This window comes from Streptomyces sp. NPDC052042 (assembly GCF_044548345.1).
GTDB lineage: Bacteria > Actinomycetota > Actinomycetes > Streptomycetales > Streptomycetaceae > Streptomyces.
This window is the reverse complement of the sequence record NZ_JBIUBU010000006.1, coordinates 330,299-347,533: the sequence shown is the minus strand read 5'-3', so window position 1 is coordinate 347,533 and position 17,235 is coordinate 330,299. Positions and strand designations below refer to the sequence as shown.

Annotated in this window: 11 protein-coding genes and 1 riboswitch; of the genes, 5 read left to right on the top strand and 6 right to left on the bottom strand. The window is 71.2% G+C overall.

The features are described from left to right. Positions 1–91 precede the first annotated feature (91 nt). Positions 92–1,057, top strand: a complete 966-nt coding sequence (locus ACIHCL_RS14245; protein ID WP_399861215.1) for a pirin family protein — start codon at positions 92–94, stop codon at positions 1,055–1,057. Positions 1,058–1,462: 405 nt separating this feature from the next. Here the strand turns inward: ACIHCL_RS14245 and ACIHCL_RS14240 are convergent, their stop codons facing one another. From ACIHCL_RS14240 to ACIHCL_RS14220, 5 genes are all read right to left on the bottom strand, one after another. Next, positions 1,463–4,039 (bottom strand): ATP-dependent Clp protease ATP-binding subunit, encoded by a 2,577-nt coding sequence (locus tag ACIHCL_RS14240; protein WP_399861212.1) that lies wholly within the window; start codon positions 4,037–4,039, stop codon positions 1,463–1,465. 340 nt (positions 4,040–4,379) lie between these two features. After that, positions 4,380–5,966: an ABC transporter substrate-binding protein gene (locus ACIHCL_RS14235; protein ID WP_399861210.1), complete on the bottom strand. Its 1,587-nt coding sequence runs from the start codon at positions 5,964–5,966 to the stop codon at positions 4,380–4,382. Positions 5,967–6,428: 462 nt separating this feature from the next. Then, positions 6,429–7,229, bottom strand: a complete 801-nt coding sequence (locus ACIHCL_RS14230) for an ABC transporter ATP-binding protein (RefSeq protein ID WP_399861207.1) — start codon at positions 7,227–7,229, stop codon at positions 6,429–6,431. Continuing rightward, positions 7,226–8,368, bottom strand: a complete 1,143-nt coding sequence (locus ACIHCL_RS14225) for a FecCD family ABC transporter permease (RefSeq protein WP_399861204.1) — start codon at positions 8,366–8,368, stop codon at positions 7,226–7,228. The genes ACIHCL_RS14230 and ACIHCL_RS14225 overlap by 4 nt, the downstream gene beginning before the upstream one ends. Next, positions 8,365–9,396, bottom strand: a complete 1,032-nt coding sequence (locus ACIHCL_RS14220) for an ABC transporter substrate-binding protein (RefSeq protein WP_399861251.1) — start codon at positions 9,394–9,396, stop codon at positions 8,365–8,367. The genes ACIHCL_RS14225 and ACIHCL_RS14220 overlap by 4 nt, the downstream gene beginning before the upstream one ends. 42 nt (positions 9,397–9,438) lie before the next feature. Further along, positions 9,439–9,622, bottom strand: a riboswitch (cobalamin riboswitch). Between the two features lie 106 nt (positions 9,623–9,728). Between ACIHCL_RS14220 and ACIHCL_RS14215 the strand changes: the two genes are divergently transcribed. The 4 genes from ACIHCL_RS14215 (at position 9,729) to ACIHCL_RS14200 (ending at position 14,257) form a co-directional block, all read left to right on the top strand. Continuing rightward, the gene (locus tag ACIHCL_RS14215; RefSeq protein ID WP_399861249.1) at positions 9,729–10,871 is read left to right on the top strand and encodes an alpha/beta hydrolase; all 1,143 of its coding nucleotides are present in this window, start codon (positions 9,729–9,731) and stop codon (positions 10,869–10,871) included. Positions 10,872–11,320: 449 nt separating this feature from the next. After that, positions 11,321–12,559, top strand: coding sequence for a sensor histidine kinase (locus ACIHCL_RS14210; protein ID WP_399861201.1), 1,239 nt, complete (start codon positions 11,321–11,323; stop codon positions 12,557–12,559). Further along, the gene (locus tag ACIHCL_RS14205; RefSeq protein WP_399861198.1) at positions 12,531–13,232 is read left to right on the top strand and encodes a response regulator; all 702 of its coding nucleotides are present in this window, start codon (positions 12,531–12,533) and stop codon (positions 13,230–13,232) included. Before ACIHCL_RS14210 ends, ACIHCL_RS14205 begins: the two co-directional genes overlap by 29 nt. Before the next feature lie 659 nt (positions 13,233–13,891). Beyond that, entirely contained in the window at positions 13,892–14,257 is a 366-nt protein-coding gene (locus ACIHCL_RS14200; RefSeq protein WP_399861195.1) for a hypothetical protein, read from the top strand. A 430-nt stretch (positions 14,258–14,687) separates the two neighbouring features. Here ACIHCL_RS14200 and dnaK read toward each other — a convergent pair whose 3' ends face one another. Further along, positions 14,688–16,568, bottom strand: coding sequence for a molecular chaperone DnaK (gene dnaK, locus ACIHCL_RS14195; RefSeq protein ID WP_399861192.1), 1,881 nt, complete (start codon positions 16,566–16,568; stop codon positions 14,688–14,690). Positions 16,569–17,235: the final 667 nt, after the last annotated feature.

Sequence of the window (17,235 nt, the reverse complement as noted above, 5' to 3'; positions counted from 1 at the left end):
CGCCGTTTCCCACTCCTCTCCCAGTTGATCACTCGATTCGCGTACCAGGCCAGGCCAGAGCAGCTGCCACCCTAGATATAGGTTGAGCGCCATGAGCAATCTCGATCGCCAGGCCGTCCCCTCCGTCTGCGGAGGGCGGGGTTTCGTCGTAGCCGAGCCCGTACGTGAACTGCTCGCACCCCGCCATGTCCAGCTGGGGGAGTCCACCGAGGTCCGCAGGCTGCTGCCCAACCTGGGGCGGCGGATGGTCGGCGCGTGGGCCTTCGTCGATCACTACGGCCCCGATGACATCGCCGACGAGCCCGGGATGCAGGTGCCGCCCCACCCCCACATGGGTCTGCAGACGGTCAGCTGGCTCCACGAGGGCGAGGTCCTGCACCGGGACAGTCTCGGCAGCCTCCAGACGATCCGCCCCCGCGAACTGGGCCTGATGACCTCGGGCCGGGCCATCAGCCACTCCGAGGAGAGCCCGAAGAGCCATGCGAGGTTTCTGCACGGTGCCCAGCTCTGGGTCGCCCTGCCGGACGCGCACCGCCACGTCGAGCCGCACTTCCAGCACCACACCGACCTGCCGGTCGTCACCGCCCCCGGTCTCACGGCCACGCTGATCCTGGGCGAGCTCGACGGCGCCGCCTCACCCGGCACGGCGTACACCCCGATCGTCGGTGCCGACCTCGCCCTCGCGGCCGGTGCCGACGTCCGCGTTCCGGTCGAACCGGACTTCGAGTACGCGGTGCTCGCGATGTCCGGTCAGGCGGAGGTCGACGGTGTACCCGTCCTGCCCGGCTCCATGCTCTACCTCGGCTGCGGACGTCGCGAACTGCCCGTGCGCGCGGACTCCGACGCGGGCCTCATGCTCCTGGGCGGCGAGCCGTTCGAGGAGGAGCTCATCATGTGGTGGAACTTCATCGGCCGCTCCCAGGAGGAGATCGAGGCGGCGCGAAAGAGCTGGATGGAGGGCTCCCGCTTCGGAGAGGTGCACGGCTACGACGGCGATCGCCTTTCGGCCCCCGAACTGCCCCCGGTGCCCCTGAAGCCGCGGGGCCGGGTGCGCTGACCTGGTGCTACGTGTCCGTCAGGCGCCTTTGCCTCGCGCCTTCGGCGGACCCCTTCGCCGAGCTCGCTCCCACCGCCGGGTCGGCTCGGCGCGTGCGACGTCCGACCCGCGGGCCGCACGGCCTCCGTCCCCACGAGATGCCGGGCCCCCGTGTTGCCCGCTCGGCCCTGCGACGCTCCGGTGCCGCCGGGCGGAGGCGGCCGGCACGCCTCCCCGGTCCTCCAGCGGGTCGGTGGAGGACTCGGCGCGTCCCGACGGGGGCGAGGAGGACCAGTTCGCGGGCGGGCTGCTTGATCCGGGAGCCGAGGGGCGGCCGGCGCTTTCGAGGGGGCGGGCCCCACCCGGGACGTGCGCCGCTTCAGGCCGTCGTCGCAGGTGTCCACAGCGATCCGCCTTTCCGCAGGGTCAGGCCGTTCCGTCCGGGTCCCGCCGCGTCCCTTCGGGTGCGTCGCCGACCGCCTCGTCGCCGTTCGCGCCGCCCCCCTCGCCGTCCGCCCCGTCCGGACCGCCGCTGACGACCGTGCAGTGGAGCGAGTTGTCCAGCACGTCCGCCACGATCGTGTCACCGGGCTCGGCATCGCCGCCGAGCAGCAGCAACGCGATACGGTTGTCGAGCTCCGACTGGATGGTGCGCCGCAACGGGCGGGCGCCGAACTCCGGTTGATGACCGTGGGCGATCAGCAGCTTCTTGGCGGCTTCCGTCACCTCCAGCTTCATGCCCTGCGCGTGCACCCGGCGCTTGCTCTGGTCGAGCAGATGGTCCACGATCTGCGCCAGGTCGTCCTCGCCGAGACCGTGGAAGACGATGATGTCGTCGATCCGGTTGAGGAACTCGGGCAGGAACCGCGCCCGCAGCTCGCCCATCAGTTCGTCCTTCAGGTCGGACACGTCGCCCCGGTGATCGAGGATGCGATGCGCGCCGATGTTGGACGTCATGATCACCACGCAGTGCCGGAAATCGACGGTGCGGCCCTGGGCGTCCGTCAGGCGCCCGTCGTCGAGGATCTGGAGCAGCGTGTTGAAGACATCGGGGTGCGCCTTCTCCACCTCGTCGAACAGGACCACGCTGTAGGGATGGCGCCGGACCTTCTCGGTGAGCTGCCCGGCCTCCTCGTAGCCGACGTATCCCGGAGGCGCACCGAGCAGCCGGGCGACCGTGTGTTTCTCCTGGAACTCGCTCATGTCGAAGCGGACCATGCGGTTCTCGTCGCCGAACAGCAGCTCCGCGAGCGTCTTGGCGAGCTCGGTCTTGCCCACGCCGGTGGGCCCGAGGAAGAGGAAGGAGCCGACCGGGCGGTTCGGGTCGCCCATGCCGGAGCGGCTGCGGCGCACCGCCTGCGAGACCGCGGTCACGGCCTCGTCCTGGCCGACGATGCGGGAGTGCATCTCCTCCTCCAGCTTGAGGAGCTTCTCCTTCTCGCTGGCCGTGAGTTGGGAGACCGGGATCCCGGTGCGCCGGGAGACGACGTCGGCGATGTCGCGGGCGGTGACGGAGACGACCCCCTCGCGGCGTTCCTCGATGCCCGCGAGCTCGCTCTCCACCTCGGCGATCTCCCGCTTGAGCTCCGCCGCCCTGTCGAAGTCCTCGGCCGAGACGGCCTGGTCCTGCTCCCGCCGCAGCTTGGCGACGCGGTCCTCGCGGCTGACGACCTCGGTGGAGCGGCCCGCGCTGCGCAGTCGCACCCGTGCGCCGGCCTGGTCCATCACATCGATCGCCTTGTCGGGCAGGAACCGGTCACTGATGTAGCGGTCGGACAGTTCCGCGGCGGCGGCCAGCGCGCCGTCGGCGAAGCGGACCTGGTGGTGCGCCTCGTACGCGTCGCGCAGCCCCTCCAGGATCTGCACCGTCTCCTCCACCGTCGGCTCCGGCACCATCACGGGCTGGAAGCGCCGTTCGAGCGCGGCGTCCTTCTCGACGTGCTTGCGGTACTCGTCGATCGTCGTCGCGCCCACCACATGGAGTTCACCGCGCGCCAGAGCGGGCTTGAGCATGTTGCCCGCGTCCATGGAGCCCTCGCCCGTCGCACCCGCGCCGACGACCGTGTGCAGCTCGTCGATGAACAGGATGATCTCCCCGCCAGCCGTCCGGACGTCCTCGATGACCTGCTTCAGGCGCTCCTCGAACTGCCCGCGGTACTGTGCCCCGGCCACCAGACCGGACAGATCGAGGGAGACCACCCGCTTCCCCTTCAGCACGTCGGGGACCTCATCGGCCACGATGCGCTGGGCCAGGCCCTCGACGATGGCGGTCTTGCCGACCCCCGGTTCCCCGATGAGCACGGGGTTGTTCTTGGAGCGCCGCGAGAGGATCTCGACGGTCTGCTCGATCTCCTCGGCCCGCCCGACCACCGGGTCGAGCTTCCCGGCCCTCGCCTCCTCGGTCAGGTCGCGTCCGTACTCGTCGAGCGTGGTGGCGGCCTTTCTGCTCTCGGTCGGCGCCCCGTCGGCCCGGGCCGTGTGTTCCGTGAGGCCCGCAAGCCGCTTCACGTCCTGGCCCTCCGCCTCCAACAGGCGGGAGGCGCCCGAGTCGGGGTCGTCCAGCAGCGCGCCCAGAATGTGCTCGGGACCGATGTAGGAGACCCCGGCCGCCTGGGAGCGCGCGTACGCGGCGGTGAGGGTGCGCTTGGCCGCGGGCGTGAGCCCCGGTTCCGCGGACGGTTCGCCCGACTCCCGGGGAAGGATCTTCGCGATCCGGGACGCGAGCGCTTCGGGATCCGTGCCCGCCTGTGCGAGCAGAGTACGCGCCGGATCGACCTTCGTGGCCGCCCACAGCAGGTGCTCCGTGTCGAGGTCGGACGTCCCGTCCCCCACCGCCCGCTGCCCGGCCAGTTGGAGAAGGCGCAGCGAGGACTCGGTCAGCAGCCGCCCGATCGGGACCCGCTGCACCGCCGGGGGCGACGACGCGGGCGACATACCGAAGAACCGGTTCAGCAATTCGCTGAACGGGTCCGACGAGCCGAAACCGAATGACGACATCGACATGGCAGCTCCTGGTACGACGACGGTTCCCTTCAACCCAATCGCGACGCCATGTATGCCGCAAGCGATAAGGAACCCGTACGAATGCGGACGATCCACAGGGAAGGGGTGTCCGATGGGGGTCGCACAGGCGGGATCTGCCGAAAGGACGGACGGGCCGTCCCGGACTCGGTCTCTCCTGCGCGACCCGGTCGACGGCCCATGTTTCCGTGGGGGCGATGTCGATCAGACGGACGTGCGCCATCGGTGTGGCGGTCACCGCTCAGCACCCGACGCGCCGACGCTCCTCGGGGCGGAACCAGCCGCACGCGCGAGACGCCCGCACACGTAGGCCGTGCCGGCCTCACTTCGCGGAACTGAGCTCCCAGAAGCGGAAGACCGTCGAGGTGTCCAGGCAGTTCTGCAGCCCCCGGATGCTCTCGTGGGCGACGGCGTACTGCTGGCCCTGCCAGAGCGGCAGGAACGGCAGCTCCCGCGCCACGATGTCCTGGAGCTTGATGAAGTCCTGCCGGGTGTTCGCGCGGTCGGTCATGGCAGAGGTCCGCGGGATGATCTGGTCCGTTATCTCGTTGTTCTCGTAGTTGTTCGACAGCACGTTGTCCTTGCCGAAGAACGGCTGGGTGAAGTTGTCGGGGTCGGGATAGTCCGGGACCCAGCCCTTGACATAGACGCCGTACCTGCCTTCGGCGATGTTCTTCTCGTACTGCTTGAACGGGACGGACTTCATCTGGGCGTCGAAGAGTCCGCTTCGGTTCAACTGGTCGGCGATCGTCCGCAGTTCGTCGTCGGTCGCGGGTCCGTAGCGGCTCGGGGTGGACCAGAGCGTGAGCTTCACCCTCTCGTTGATTCCGGACGCGCGAAGGACCTCCCGTGCCCTCTGCGGCTTCGGGCTGTCGCCGTACGCGTCGAAGAACGAGGTGCCGTGGCCGGTGATGCCGACCGGGACCACCGAGTAGAGCGGTGTCGCCGTGTCCTGGTACACCTTGCTGACCAGGGAGTAGCGGTCGACGAGATGGGCGATGGCCTTGCGCACGGCGAGTTCGCCGACGACGGGGTCGCTGATGTTGAAGACCAGGTGCTGGACCTCGGCGCTGCTTCCCTGCACCACCTTGATGCCGTCCTTCTTGGCGGCGGCCGAGGAGTCCAGGGCGGCTACCGCCTTCGCTGTGAGGCCGCGGTACGCGATGTCGACCTCGCTCTTCTCCAGTGACGACCTCAGGGCCTGCTGGTCGCCGCGGAAGAGCTTCAGCGTCACACCGGAGTTCTTCACCTCGGCGTTCCCGTGATAGTCGGAGTTGACCGAGAAATCGGCTTGCGACCTGTCGATGGAGTCCAGCTTGTACGGCCCCGAGCCGACCGTCCTGTTGCCGTCGAGGAGGCGGTCCTTGGGATAGACCTGGTGGTCCACGATGGAACCGGCACCCGAGGCGATCTTGCTGGGGAATGTCGCGTCGGGCACCTTGAGGTGGAAGACGACCGTTCTGTCGTCCGGAGTGTCGATCGACGCGATGGTGGAGAGCATCGGCGAGGGGCCCGCCGGGTCGTCGATCGCGATGGTGCGGTCGAAGGAGTACTTGACGTCCTTGGACGTGAGGCTGTGGCCGTTGCTGAACTTCAACCCGTCGCGCAAGGTGCAGGTGTACGTCTTGCTGCCGTTCGAGAACCCGCAGTCGTCGGCGGCCTCCGGGACGGGGGTGGAGGAACCGGGAGGGAAGCTCATCAACGACTGGAAGACGTTGTTGAACAGGAGCCACGAACCCGGGTCGTACCCCGAGGCCGGATCGGTGGCGAGGATGCCGTCGGACATGCCGACGACCATCCTGCCCTTGCTCTCGGACGGCCAGATCTGGTCTTCGGGGCCGCAACCCGTCAGCAGCACCGCTGTCATTCCCCCGACGATCAGAGTGCTCGACCGCCTCGTACGCTCCATCACGGAAAGTGCTCCATACTGTCGGCCGGCCGCGAGGGTGTCCCCGGACAACCGGTTCGGGTCAGGAAGTACTGCGCGCGCCGCGACCGGGCTTTGTCGGCTCGGCCGGGCTCGGTGGTGCGGACCGGGCGGACTGTCGGGACCCGGTGTTCGCCAGGAATTGTATGCACGGTGACGGACAGTCAGCTTCCGTTTAGTGAATGACAGTCGGCCGATCGGCGAACAGGCCACGGGAAAGGGGTGGGTGCGTCGTGCGGCGGGAGCGCTCCGCGGGAGGGGCCGTACGGCGTTCCGCATTCCGGGTGGCCCTCGGGACGACACGCACCGCGAGGGGACCACGGGCCGGGAAGCCAGGGTTGTGCGGCGGCCGGGCGTCCGGCGTACGCGACTCGGGTGCCGGACCGCCCTCCGTCGCCCGCCCGTTCAGGGAGCGGAGTCGTCGGCCGCCGTCGGCCGGCCGGGCTACCGCTCTCCCGGCAGGAAGGTCACCTGGGGTGCTCCCGTGCGGGGATGCACGACGACCTCGCCGGCCACTCCGTACACCTCACGCAGCAGTTCCGCGGTCAGCACGTCGGCGGGCGGGCCCGACGCCGTGACCTCACCCCCGCGCAGGACGTAGAGGCGATCGCAGTAGTACGCCGCCAGGTTGAGGTCGTGGAGTGCGACCAGAACGGTGGCGGGAAGCCGCTGCAGTGCGCCGAGCACGTCGAGTTGGTGGCGGATGTCCAGATGGTTGGTCGGCTCGTCGAGGACGAGCAGCGAGGGCTGTTGGGCGAGCGCCCGGGCGATGAGCACCCGCTGGCGCTCGCCGCCGGAAAGACGGTCGAAGGGGTGGTCCGCGAGGGCGGTCGCGTCCACGGACGCGAGCGCCGAGGTGATCAGCCGCGCGTCCTCGGCGGTGTCGCCGTCGAACAGCCCCTTGTGCGGTGTACGGCCCATGGCAACGACCTCACGGACCGTCAGATCGAAGGCGGTGGCCGGTTCCTGGACCACCGCGGCCAGGATGCGCGCCAGCCCGCGCACGGGCAGGTGCCAGGCGTCGGCGTCATCGATCCGTATGCGTCCGGTGTCGGGGCGCAGCACACGGTAGACGGCGCGCAGCAGACTGGACTTGCCGCTGCCGTTGGGACCGACCAGGCCGATGACCTCACCCGGGCGGGCCCGGAGGGTGACGTCCCGGACCAGGTGGCGCGCACCGGCCGTCAGGGTGACGCCGTCGACGGTCAGGGCGGCGCCGGCGGTGTGTTCGGTCGTGTCGCTCATGCCGTTCCTCCTGCGGCGCTGCGTCGGGCGTCGCGGCGCATGAGCCAGAGGAAGAAGGGTCCGCCGCACAGCGCGGTGAGGACTCCCACCGGGAGTTCCATCGGTGCCGCGACGGTGCGGGCGGCGATGTCGGCCCAGATCAGGAAGACGGCTCCGCCGAGAGCGGCTGTTGGCAGGACGCGGCGGTGCTCGCCGCCGACGAGGAGCCGCACGGTGTGCGGCAGCATCAGACCGACGAAGCCGATCGGCCCCGCCGCCGCGACCAGGATGCCGGTGACGAGAGACAGCAGGATGAACATGCGTGCCCGGAACCGGGCCACGTCGAGCCCCATCGTGCCCGCGGCCTCCTCGCCCGCCAGGAGCAGGTTCAGGTTCCGTGCCTGCACCAGGAGGACGGTGATGCCCAGCAGCAGGGCGACGACCGGCAGCCACAGCGCGTCCCAGCCGGCTCCGCCCAGGCCGCCGAGGGTCCAGGCGAGGACGGCACGGGCCTCGTGGCCCCGGCCCGTGGTGAGCAGCAGCAGATTGGTCACCGCGGTCAGGATCGACGCGACCGCGACACCGGACAGCACGAGCCGCGAGGAGGTGATGCGGCCGCCGGTGCGCGCGACCGCGTACACCAACACCAGTGCGCCCAGGGCACCGGCGAACGCGGCGGCGGGCAGCGAGACGGGGCCGAGTGCGCCCAGGCCGAGCACGATCACGGAGACCGCGCCCAGGGACGCGCCGGAGGACACCCCCAGGAGGTACGGCTCGGCCAGCGGATTGCGGATCAGGGCCTGCAGGGCCGTGCCCACCACCGCCAGTCCGGCGCCGGTCACCGCACCGAGCAGCACCCGCGGCGCCCGCACATCGAGGACGATCGTCTCCCGGGCCCGGGTCCAGGACGGCTCCCGCCAGTCGGCGCCCAGCGCGTGAGTCACGATGCCCCACACCTGGCCGGGCGGTACGCGCACCGAGCCGATGGCCAGACCCGCCGTGACGGAGGCCACCAGCAGCAGCGCGAGGACGGTCAGCGCGAGAGCGAGCGGAACGCGCCCCGACGGGCTGCCGCGGCGCCGCTGGCGCCGCGTCTCCCCGTCGGCCGCCCCCTCGACCGTTCCATCGGCCGGGGCGGTTCCCACGGGCGTCCGCGTCATCGGAAGCTCTCGGGATGCAGGCCGCGCGCCAGGCCGTCGACGGCGTACGCCGACCGGATGCCGACGAGGGTCGCGGTCAGCGGCAGGACCACGAACCGCTTGTTCCTGATGGCCGGGACGTCGGCGAGGGCGGGCTGCGAGAGCAGGAACCGCTTCTTCTGCTCGACGCTGCCGGAGCCCGCGTAGTCGTAGATCACCACGGCCTCGGGCTTGCGGGCCACCACCTGCTCCCAGGAGACGTCTCCGAAGACGTCGCCGAGGTCCGCGAAGACGTTCCGGCCGCCCGCCAGGCCGATCAGGTCGTTGCCCAGGCCCTTCCCGCCCGCGGTGAAGGCGGTCTTCTCGCCGCTGTCGTAGACGAAGACGGGTACGGCGGGCCTGTTCTTCACCGCCGCGGCGGCCCGGTCGACGCGCCCGCGGAGATCGGCGACCAGTTCGGCGGAGCGGTCCGGGACGCCGAAGATGCCGCCGATGGTGCGGATCTCGTCGTAGGTGTCCCGCATCGTCACCCGATTCCTGCCGCAGTACTCGCGGTTGAGGTAGGTGTCGACGCCCGCCGCGGCGAACGCCTTGCGCGACCGGCCCTCGTTCTCGGCGAACGCGCTTCCGTAGCCGCCGTAGACGAAGTCCGGCTCCGCGTCCAGGACGGTTTCGAAGGACGGCTCCTTCTTCGCCAGTTCGGGTATGGCCGCGAAGTCCTTGCTCAGTTCGGGCAGGACGGCCGAGTCGGGGAAGGCGGTACCGGCCATGCGGTCCTTCAGCCCCAGGGCGAGCATCAGTTCGGCGGGGTGCTGATGGATGGTGACCACTCGCGAGGGCGGTCCGTCGTACGTCGTCGTGACGCCGCAGTTGTCGACGGTGACGGGGAAACCCTTGGCCGGTGACGCGCCCGTCCGTGGCTTTCCGGGTGAGTCGTCACCGGCGCCGCAGCCGGCCGTCAGCAGGGCGGTGGTCAGGGCCAAGGCCCCGGCGGCGGCGCGCAGGGTGCGACGGGGCCGGGCAGAGGGAGAACAGGGGCGGCCGAGCATGCCGAAGTACACGTAGAGCCTTCCTGGGGAGTCCGCGCTCCTCACAACGGGCCCGCGACAGGCCAGTGTCCTGACTCCCGGATCGACGTTCCCCCCCGCCTTCCCGCGCCGTGCGCAGTGGCATGTCGAAGGGTTGCACTCCCCGGTCACAGTGGCGGGACCGTGCCGGATTCGCACCGGCTTCCTGTCTCCCGTCGCGGCGATGACCTGCTGATACTACGTTTCTTCGAGGTCGCGGCGTCAACACGGGGTTCCCGACGTCTCGCGTTCGACGTAAAAAGGTCGAAAAGCGGGTAAAGCATCGTCCTGTGTGCGACATCCTCCGTGCCGTGATGAACCTGACGGGGACACCCTTCTTCCTGGCCACGATCGTGCTGGCCGTGATCAGCGTGACGCTGCCCCTGCTGCTGTGGGGGCGGGTGCGCGGCCCCGCCGTGGTGCGCGGCGCGACCCGTCTGACGATGGTCCTCCTCGCGCAGGGAGCGGCCGTGCTGAGCGTCTTCGTAGTGGTCAACAACACCAACGGGCTGTACGACAGCTGGTCCGACCTGCTCGGCACCGGACACCACGTCGTCGCCGCCCCGGACCTCGGGCGCGACGGGCTCGGGAGCCACAAGGACCTGGCGAACGAGCCGAAGACCGTCCAGGAGTTCCAGCCCGCGCACGACCCCCGGATGGGGCCGAACGTCCGTGTCACCCAGCTGCGCGGCCGGGTGTCGGGGGTGCGCGGCGAGGTGTACGTGTGGCTGCCGCCGCAGTACGACCAGCCGGCGTTCCGGCACCAGAAGTTCCCCGTGGTCGAACTCCTCGGCGGCTTTCCCGGGTCGGCCAAGGCGTGGTTCAGCAGCCTGCGGGTTCAGTCCCAGCTGGCGGCCGAGATGCGCAGCGGCGGGATCGCCCCGTTCATCCTCGTCGAACCGCGCACCAATCTGCTGGCCGGTCAGGACACCGGATGCGCCAACGTACCGGGCGTCGTGGACGCCGAGTCGTGGCTGAGCGTGGACGTCCGGCAGATGGTGATCGACACCTTCCGCGCGCGCGGCAGTGCCGGCGGCTGGGCGGTGGCCGGCTTCTCGGCCGGGGCGCACTGCGCCGTCAAGATGGCACTGGCCCACCCCGACCGGTACCGGGCCGCCGTGGGCCTGTCCGGCTACAACGACCCGGCCGCCGAACGCGTCTCCCTCACGGCCCGCGACCCGGAGCTGCGGCGGGTCAACAACCCGTTGTGGATCCTCCGCCACGCGACCACGCCTCCGCGCGTGGCGCTCTACCTCTCGGGCAGCCGAGACGACGGCTATCGCGACGGCCTCGCGCTGCGGCGGGCGGCGGTACCTCCGACGCGGGTGGTGGTGGCGCAGGTGACCGGACCGCACACCATTGGACTGTGGAAGCGGCAGGTGCCACAGGTCTTCCGCTGGCTGACGACCGAACTGTCGCCGTGGGTGGGGAGGATCGCCCCGACGAAGGGCGTCTGAACCGACGCCGGACGGCCGACGGGCCGGATCCCCGGCCGGGGATCCGGCCCGTCGGCCGTCCGCGCGCTCGCCGGTGTACGTCGGCGTCGTCCGCCCGCGCACTCGCTCGTCCACCGAACCGCCGCCCGTCGGACGACCGGTGGTACCGCAGGTTGCCCGGCCCGGCCCCGCCCACGGCGAAACGGCCGGGGTGGGGCAGCGGCGTGTCGGGGACGTCGCGGCGGCGCCGCACCGGCCGGGCGTCGGCCGAATGGAGCCGTCCTGAGCATCCGGCCGGGCGATCGTGACGGCCCCGCCGGACGTTCGGTCCGGTCGCCGCCCAAGGCCCGGCGGACGCGTGGGCACCGGCTTTCGGGGGTGCCGGGAGGGGCCGGACGACCGGTGGCGGAGGCCGAACGTCCCGTCCGCGAGACGATGCCCGGGGCGGTCGCCGACCCTACGGTGGTGGCATGGCGGCGAACAGTGCTCGGAAGCGGGGGGAGCGGTCCCGGTTCGGTGTGATGGAGGCGGTGGGCCTGGTCGTGCTGTTCGTCCTGTCGGTCGTGGCCGCCTCGATCATTCCGCACGAGCGCGAGTTCTCCCTGCGCTGGCAGGCGGTGGTGCTGGCCGGCATCGGCTGCTCCGCGCTGGTGTGGCGGCGCCGTCACCCGGTCGGCGTACTGGCCGTGGCGGTCGGCTGCGGGGTGGCCTTCCAGGTGTTCGGATTCCGGGAGAGCCCGCTGGTCATCAGCCCCGTCCTGGTGTCGGTCTACACCGTCGCCGTGCTCACCGACCGGCGCGTGACCTGGACCGCGGCGCCCCTGTCGGCCGCCATACTCGTGGGCGCCGCCGTACTGTGCGACCCGCGCTCCTGGCTGGCCCCCGACAACGCGGCGATGCTGGCGTGGACGGCTCTGCCCACCGCCGTCGGTGACGGGGTGCGCTCACGACGTGCCTATGTGGCCGCGGTGGAGGAGCGGGCGGAACACGCCGAGCGGACCCGCGAACAGGAGGCGCAGCAGCGGGTGGCGGCCGAGCGGGTGCGGATCGCCCGAGAACTCCACGACATCGTCGCCCATCACATCGCCCTCATCAACGCCCAGGCGGGTGTGGCGGTCCACCTCGTGGAACGGAGACCGGAGAAGATCCTGGCCGCGCTGGAGGACATCCGGGACACCAGCCGGTCCGCCCTGGACGAACTGCGCGTGACCGTCGGGCTGCTGCGGCAGTCCGGTGACCCGGTGACGCCACGCGACCCGATGCCCGGCCTCGCCCGCGTTCCGGCGCTCCTGGCGTCGTTCGAGAGGGCCGGTCTGACCGTGAACCACAGCCGGCTCGGAGTCGCCGAACCGCTCGCCCCGGCGGTCGACCTGGCCGCGTACCGCATCGTGCAGGAGGCCCTGACCAATGTGCACAAGCACGCGGGGGCCGATCACGCCCGGCTGTTCCTGCACTACCGGCCCGAGCGGCTGACGATCACGGTCGAGAACGACGGGCGAACCGTGGCGAACCACACCCACCCGGGAGCGGGCCACGGGCTGATCGGGATGCGCGAGCGCGCCTCCACGGTCGGCGGACGGCTGTACGCGGGCGCCCGCCCGGAAGGCGGCTTCACCGTGACGGCCGAGCTGCCGTTGCGCCCCGGCCCGGTCATGGGCGAACCACCGAGAAGGGACGGGCATGACGATCCGCGTGCTGCTTGCCGATGACCAGGCCCTGCTGCGGGGCACCTTCAGGATGCTGTTCGACTCCACGGACGACATGGAGACGGTGGGGGAGGCGTCCAACGGGCAGGAGGCGCTGGACCTCGCACGGGCGCAGGGCCCCGACGTGGTCCTGATGGACATCCGCATGCCCGAGATGGACGGTCTCGAAGCCACACGGCTCATCAGTGAGGCCGACGATCTCGGCGAGGTGAAGGTGCTCATCCTGACGACCTTCGAGGACGACGAGCACGTCGCCGAGGCGCTGCGCGCCGGTGCGAGCGGCTTCCTCGGCAAGGGAGCCCGGCCCGAGGAACTGCTCGACGCCGTCCGCACGATCGCCGCCGGCGAGGCACTGCTGTCCCCGTCGGCGACGCGTGCGCTGATCGGGCGCTTCCTCGCCCAGCCCGAGCCGTGCCCGGCGGGGGTGCACGAGCGGCTGGGGTGCCTGACACCGCGGGAACGCGACGTCGTGGGGCTGGTGGCACTGGGGCTGTCGAACGACGAGATCGCCGATCGGTTGTTCGTCAGTCCGCTGACCGCCAAGACCCACGTCAACCGGGCCATGACCAAGCTGGCGGCCCGTGACCGGGCCCAGCTCGTCGTCATCGCGTATCAGTGCGGCCTGGTGAGTCCGGCGGCGGACTCCGGACCTTCGCAGCCGTCCATGCAGCCGTAGCCGCATGCGCGGGCGCGCACGCGGGCAACGGGGGGCGTTGCGGGCATGGGGGCGTAGGTGCACGCGGTCGCGGGGGCCGGTGTGATGCCACGGTGACAGTCCGTTCCCACCGGTGGTAGGCGTGCGGTCCGGGTACCACGGCCGTGGTAGTCGGGAATCGCTGCGGCGGGACGACGCGCCGGGGGTCGCCTCCGGGCGAGAGTGGGATGGCGAACGGAGGTGTCGCCATGACCGAAGCACACGGCCCGGCAGAGCGGTACGACGCGGATGACGCGACCCGCCTCACCGGCACAGCATCCGCCGCCACCCGCCGCCCCACCGCCGCCGGGCCGGACACCGGCCGCCACGGCGTCGGCGCGGGGGCCACGAACCCCTCCCCGGCCGCCATCGGTCGCCCCCGCCCGCCTGAGCGGCACACCGAGCACGGAGTGTCGCTCCTCGGGACCGGGGTATCCGACTCACGGACGCACCGCGACACGCGGGTGCCTCCGACGCAGTCGGCAGGACGCACGGCTGCCGGGAGCCGTTCCCCGGAACCGTGGCCCGCGTCCGGCGATCCGGCATCGCCCCAGCACGACGCCCGCCCCGGACTCCCGTGCCCGAATCCCAGCCACGACGGCCGCGCGACCGGCACCGCAGCACAGGAAGGAACCCCTCCCATGTTCACTGCAACCAAGCAGCGCAGCACGATCGGCGAACGACCGGCCGAAACGCCCGCCTCCGCCGCTGCCAGGGCCGACGCGGCGGCCACCTCGGGAGGACACCCGGCGAGCCGCCCCGCGTACCGGGCCAAGGCCGAATTCCGAACCCCGCCCGCACACCTGTTGCTGCTCCGCGACGCGCTGGCCGACCGCGCCGACCGGAACCAGGGGCAGGAGCCGGGCGCCGGTGGCCGGGCCGAGCACCGTGGGGTGGCGTCCGGCCGACGCGCCCGGACGCAGTCGGCCGCACAGCTCACCCTGTCCCAGTGGGTCAGCAGGACCGCGAGGATCGGCACCACGGCCGACGATCACACCGCCGGCTGAGCGACCTGCCGAGCAGGGGCGACGGGCGGGCGGCGTCTGTACAGCCGCCCGCCGCCCCGACGAGAGCCGACCCGGACAGCTTTGCGTGACCTCCGACCCAGCAGGTCGTCGTGAGGACCGCACCCGGCCCGGATGCGGTCGAACCCCCGCGTCCTTCTCCGATGCGGACGTTGACGCGCACGCTCTTCCGACCGGCACCGGACGGCTCGCCCCGACGAACGCGGACGGCGTCGAACCGGCGGTTCGACTCCTCAACTCCCGCTCGTCGTCTCAACTCCCGCTCGTTCTCGGCTGATCACCCGACGGCACGGAGCAACTTCTGCGATGGCGCAGGGAACCGGTCGGTCGACCGGGACCCGGTCCGGCCGCGTGCGAGCGCACGACGCTCCGGTGCACGCGAGCGCACGACGCTCCGGTGCACGGGCGCGGCTCACCCGCCGCTCTCCTTTCGCTCGTCGTCGACGATCTCCGCGTCGACCACCTCGTCCTCGCCCCCGCCCGTACCGGGCCCGGAACCGTCGGGGGAGCCGCTTCCGGCCGTGCCGTCACCGGCCGCCCCGCCGCGGGCCTGCGCGTAGAGGGCGGAGCCGATCCGCTGTGCGGCCGCGCTCGCCTTCTCGGTGGCGGCGCGGAGCTGGGCGGTGTCCTCGCCCTTGAGCTTCTCCCGCACCTCCGCGAGGGCCTCCTCGGTCTCCGAACGCACATCGCCGGGGATCTTGTCGGCGTTGTCCTTCAGCAGCTTCTCGGTCTGGTAGAGGAGGGACTCCGCCTGGTTGCGGGTCTCGGCGGCCTCCTTGCGCAGGCGGTCCTCCTCCGCGTACTGCTCGGCCTCGCGCACCATGCGGTCGATGTCGCCCTTCGGCAGCGAGGAGCCGCCGGTGACGGTCATCTTCTGCTCCTTGCCGGTGCCGAGGTCCTTGGCGGTGACGTGCATGATGCCGTTGGCGTCGATGTCGAAGGAGACCTCGATCTGCGGGACACCGCGCGGGGCCGGCGGCAGGCCGGTCAGCTCGAACACACCCAACTTCTTGTTGTACGCGGCGATCTCGCGCTCGCCCTGGTAGACCTGGATCTGAACGGACGGCTGGTTGTCCTCGGCCGTCGTGAAGATCTCGGAACGCTTGGTCGGGATCGTGGTGTTGCGCTCGATCAGCTTCGTCATGATGCCGCCCTTGGTCTCGATACCGAGGGACAGCGGGGTGACGTCGAGCAGCAGGACGTCCTTGACCTCGCCCTTGAGAACACCGGCCTGGAGCGAGGCGCCGATGGCGACGACCTCGTCCGGGTTCACGCCCTTGTGCGGATCCTTGCCGGTCAGTTCCCGTACCAGTGAGGTCACCGCGGGCATCCTCGTCGAACCGCCCACCAGGATCACATGGTCGATGTCCGACACCTTGATCCCGGCGTCCTTGACCGCGTTGTGGAACGGCGTCTTGCACCGCTCCAGCAGAGCCGCCGTCAACTGCTCGAACTGCGAGCGCGTGAGCTTCTCGTCCAGATGCAGCGGGCCCTCGGCGGACGCCGAGATGTAGGGCAGGTTGATCGTCGTCTCGGTCGCCGACGACAGCTCGATCTTCGCCTTCTCCGCGGCTTCGCGCAGACGCTGCAATGCCATCTTGTCCCTGGACAGGTCCACGCCGTAGCCGTTCTTGAACCGCTCGACCAGGTGGTCGACGACCCGTTGGTCCCAGTCGTCACCACCGAGGTGCGTGTCGCCGTTGGTCGCCTTCACCTCCACCAGGCCCTCACCGATCTCCAGCAGCGACACGTCGAAGGTGCCGCCACCGAGGTCGAAGACGAGGATCGTCTGGTCGTTCTCCTTGTCGAGGCCGTAGGCCAGCGCGGCGGCCGTCGGCTCGTTGATGATCCGCAGGACGTTCAGGCCCGCGATCTGCCCGGCCTCCTTCGTCGCGGTGCGCTGCGCGTCGTTGAAGTACGCGGGCACGGTGATCACCGCGTCCTTGACGTCGTCCCCGAGGTACGCCTCGGCGTCCCGCTTCAGCTTCTGCAGAACCCGCGCGGAGATCTCCTGCGCCGTGTATCGCTTGCCGTCGATGTCACCGGACTCGGGGAATCGCCACTGGGCGTCTCCCACGTGCCGCTTCACCGACCGCGCGGTGCGCTCGACATTCGTCACCGCCTGGCGCTTGGCGACCTCACCGACCAGCACCTCGCCCTTCTTGGCGAACGCCACCACCGAGGGAGTGGTCCGCGCTCCCTCGGTGTTCGTGATCACGGTGGGCTCACCGGCCTCCAGAACCGCCACCACGGAGTTCGTCGTTCCCAGGTCGACGCCCACTGCCCGCGCCATGACTGCCTCCCTTTCACAGCAGGGCCCGATGCCCTGGCGGCGGGCGATCAGCGGACCCGTGCCGCTGCCTTGGGTGGACTGGTGCGCCTTCCTGCGGCGTCCGCCCCGTTTGCGGCACATGCCGCCGGTCCCGGCACCGGGATGCCGCGGCTGTACCTCGCCGCCGCGCCCGTACGGCGCGGCCCGGCTCCCGTCGCCGCGCGTGTCGGTACAAGCAGGACCGGCGGTGTTTCCGCCCCGCCCCGACCGGGCTGCCGCCGGGACGCGTCCTGTGCCGGGCGTCACGCGGCGGAGGAACGCTCCCGTTCCGTCCGCGCGTGGACATGCGCACCGGGCCCATCGGGGCGGGGTGCGTCACCGCCTGCACGGCATCCCATTTGTCGCTATTTGGTTAATATGCTACAGGCGGAACGGGGGCGGGCGCAGTGCGCGACGGGGAACGGCCCCACCGTGCGGCGCCGGTCACCGCACCGGTCCGACGCGCCAGGGGGCGGGCGCTGCCCGGTCGTCGCGGCAGGGCGTCGACCGGCCACGGTCAGCCGCTGCCCACCCTGCCCGGCTTCCTCGGGCCCCCGTCGCCGGGTCGGTCGCCGCACCGCGCGGCAGCGGTGGGCACGGCCCCGTCCGCGCACCGGCCGGACCGCGGAGGAGTCGGCGGCGTGCGCGT

What these genes read in the sequence shown, in the direction of transcription:
- ACIHCL_RS14205 (WP_399861198.1), top strand. Translation starts at nt 12,531, where the DNA reads ATGACGATCCGCGTGCTGCTTGCCGATGACCAGGCCCTGCTGCGGGGC.
- ACIHCL_RS14210 (WP_399861201.1), top strand. Translation starts at nt 11,321, where the DNA reads ATGGCGGCGAACAGTGCTCGGAAGCGGGGGGAGCGGTCCCGGTTCGGT.
- ACIHCL_RS14200 (WP_399861195.1), top strand. Translation starts at nt 13,892, where the DNA reads ATGTTCACTGCAACCAAGCAGCGCAGCACGATCGGCGAACGACCGGCC.
- ACIHCL_RS14220 (WP_399861251.1), bottom strand. Translation starts at nt 9,396, where the DNA reads ATGCTCGGCCGCCCCTGTTCTCCCTCTGCCCGGCCCCGTCGCACCCTG.
- dnaK (WP_399861192.1), bottom strand. Translation starts at nt 16,568, where the DNA reads ATGGCGCGGGCAGTGGGCGTCGACCTGGGAACGACGAACTCCGTGGTG.
- ACIHCL_RS14215 (WP_399861249.1), top strand. Translation starts at nt 9,729, where the DNA reads ATGAACCTGACGGGGACACCCTTCTTCCTGGCCACGATCGTGCTGGCC.
- ACIHCL_RS14235 (WP_399861210.1), bottom strand. Translation starts at nt 5,966, where the DNA reads ATGGAGCGTACGAGGCGGTCGAGCACTCTGATCGTCGGGGGAATGACA.
- ACIHCL_RS14225 (WP_399861204.1), bottom strand. Translation starts at nt 8,368, where the DNA reads ATGACGCGGACGCCCGTGGGAACCGCCCCGGCCGATGGAACGGTCGAG.
- ACIHCL_RS14245 (WP_399861215.1), top strand. Translation starts at nt 92, where the DNA reads ATGAGCAATCTCGATCGCCAGGCCGTCCCCTCCGTCTGCGGAGGGCGG.
- ACIHCL_RS14240 (WP_399861212.1), bottom strand. Translation starts at nt 4,039, where the DNA reads ATGTCGATGTCGTCATTCGGTTTCGGCTCGTCGGACCCGTTCAGCGAA.
- ACIHCL_RS14230 (WP_399861207.1), bottom strand. Translation starts at nt 7,229, where the DNA reads ATGAGCGACACGACCGAACACACCGCCGGCGCCGCCCTGACCGTCGAC.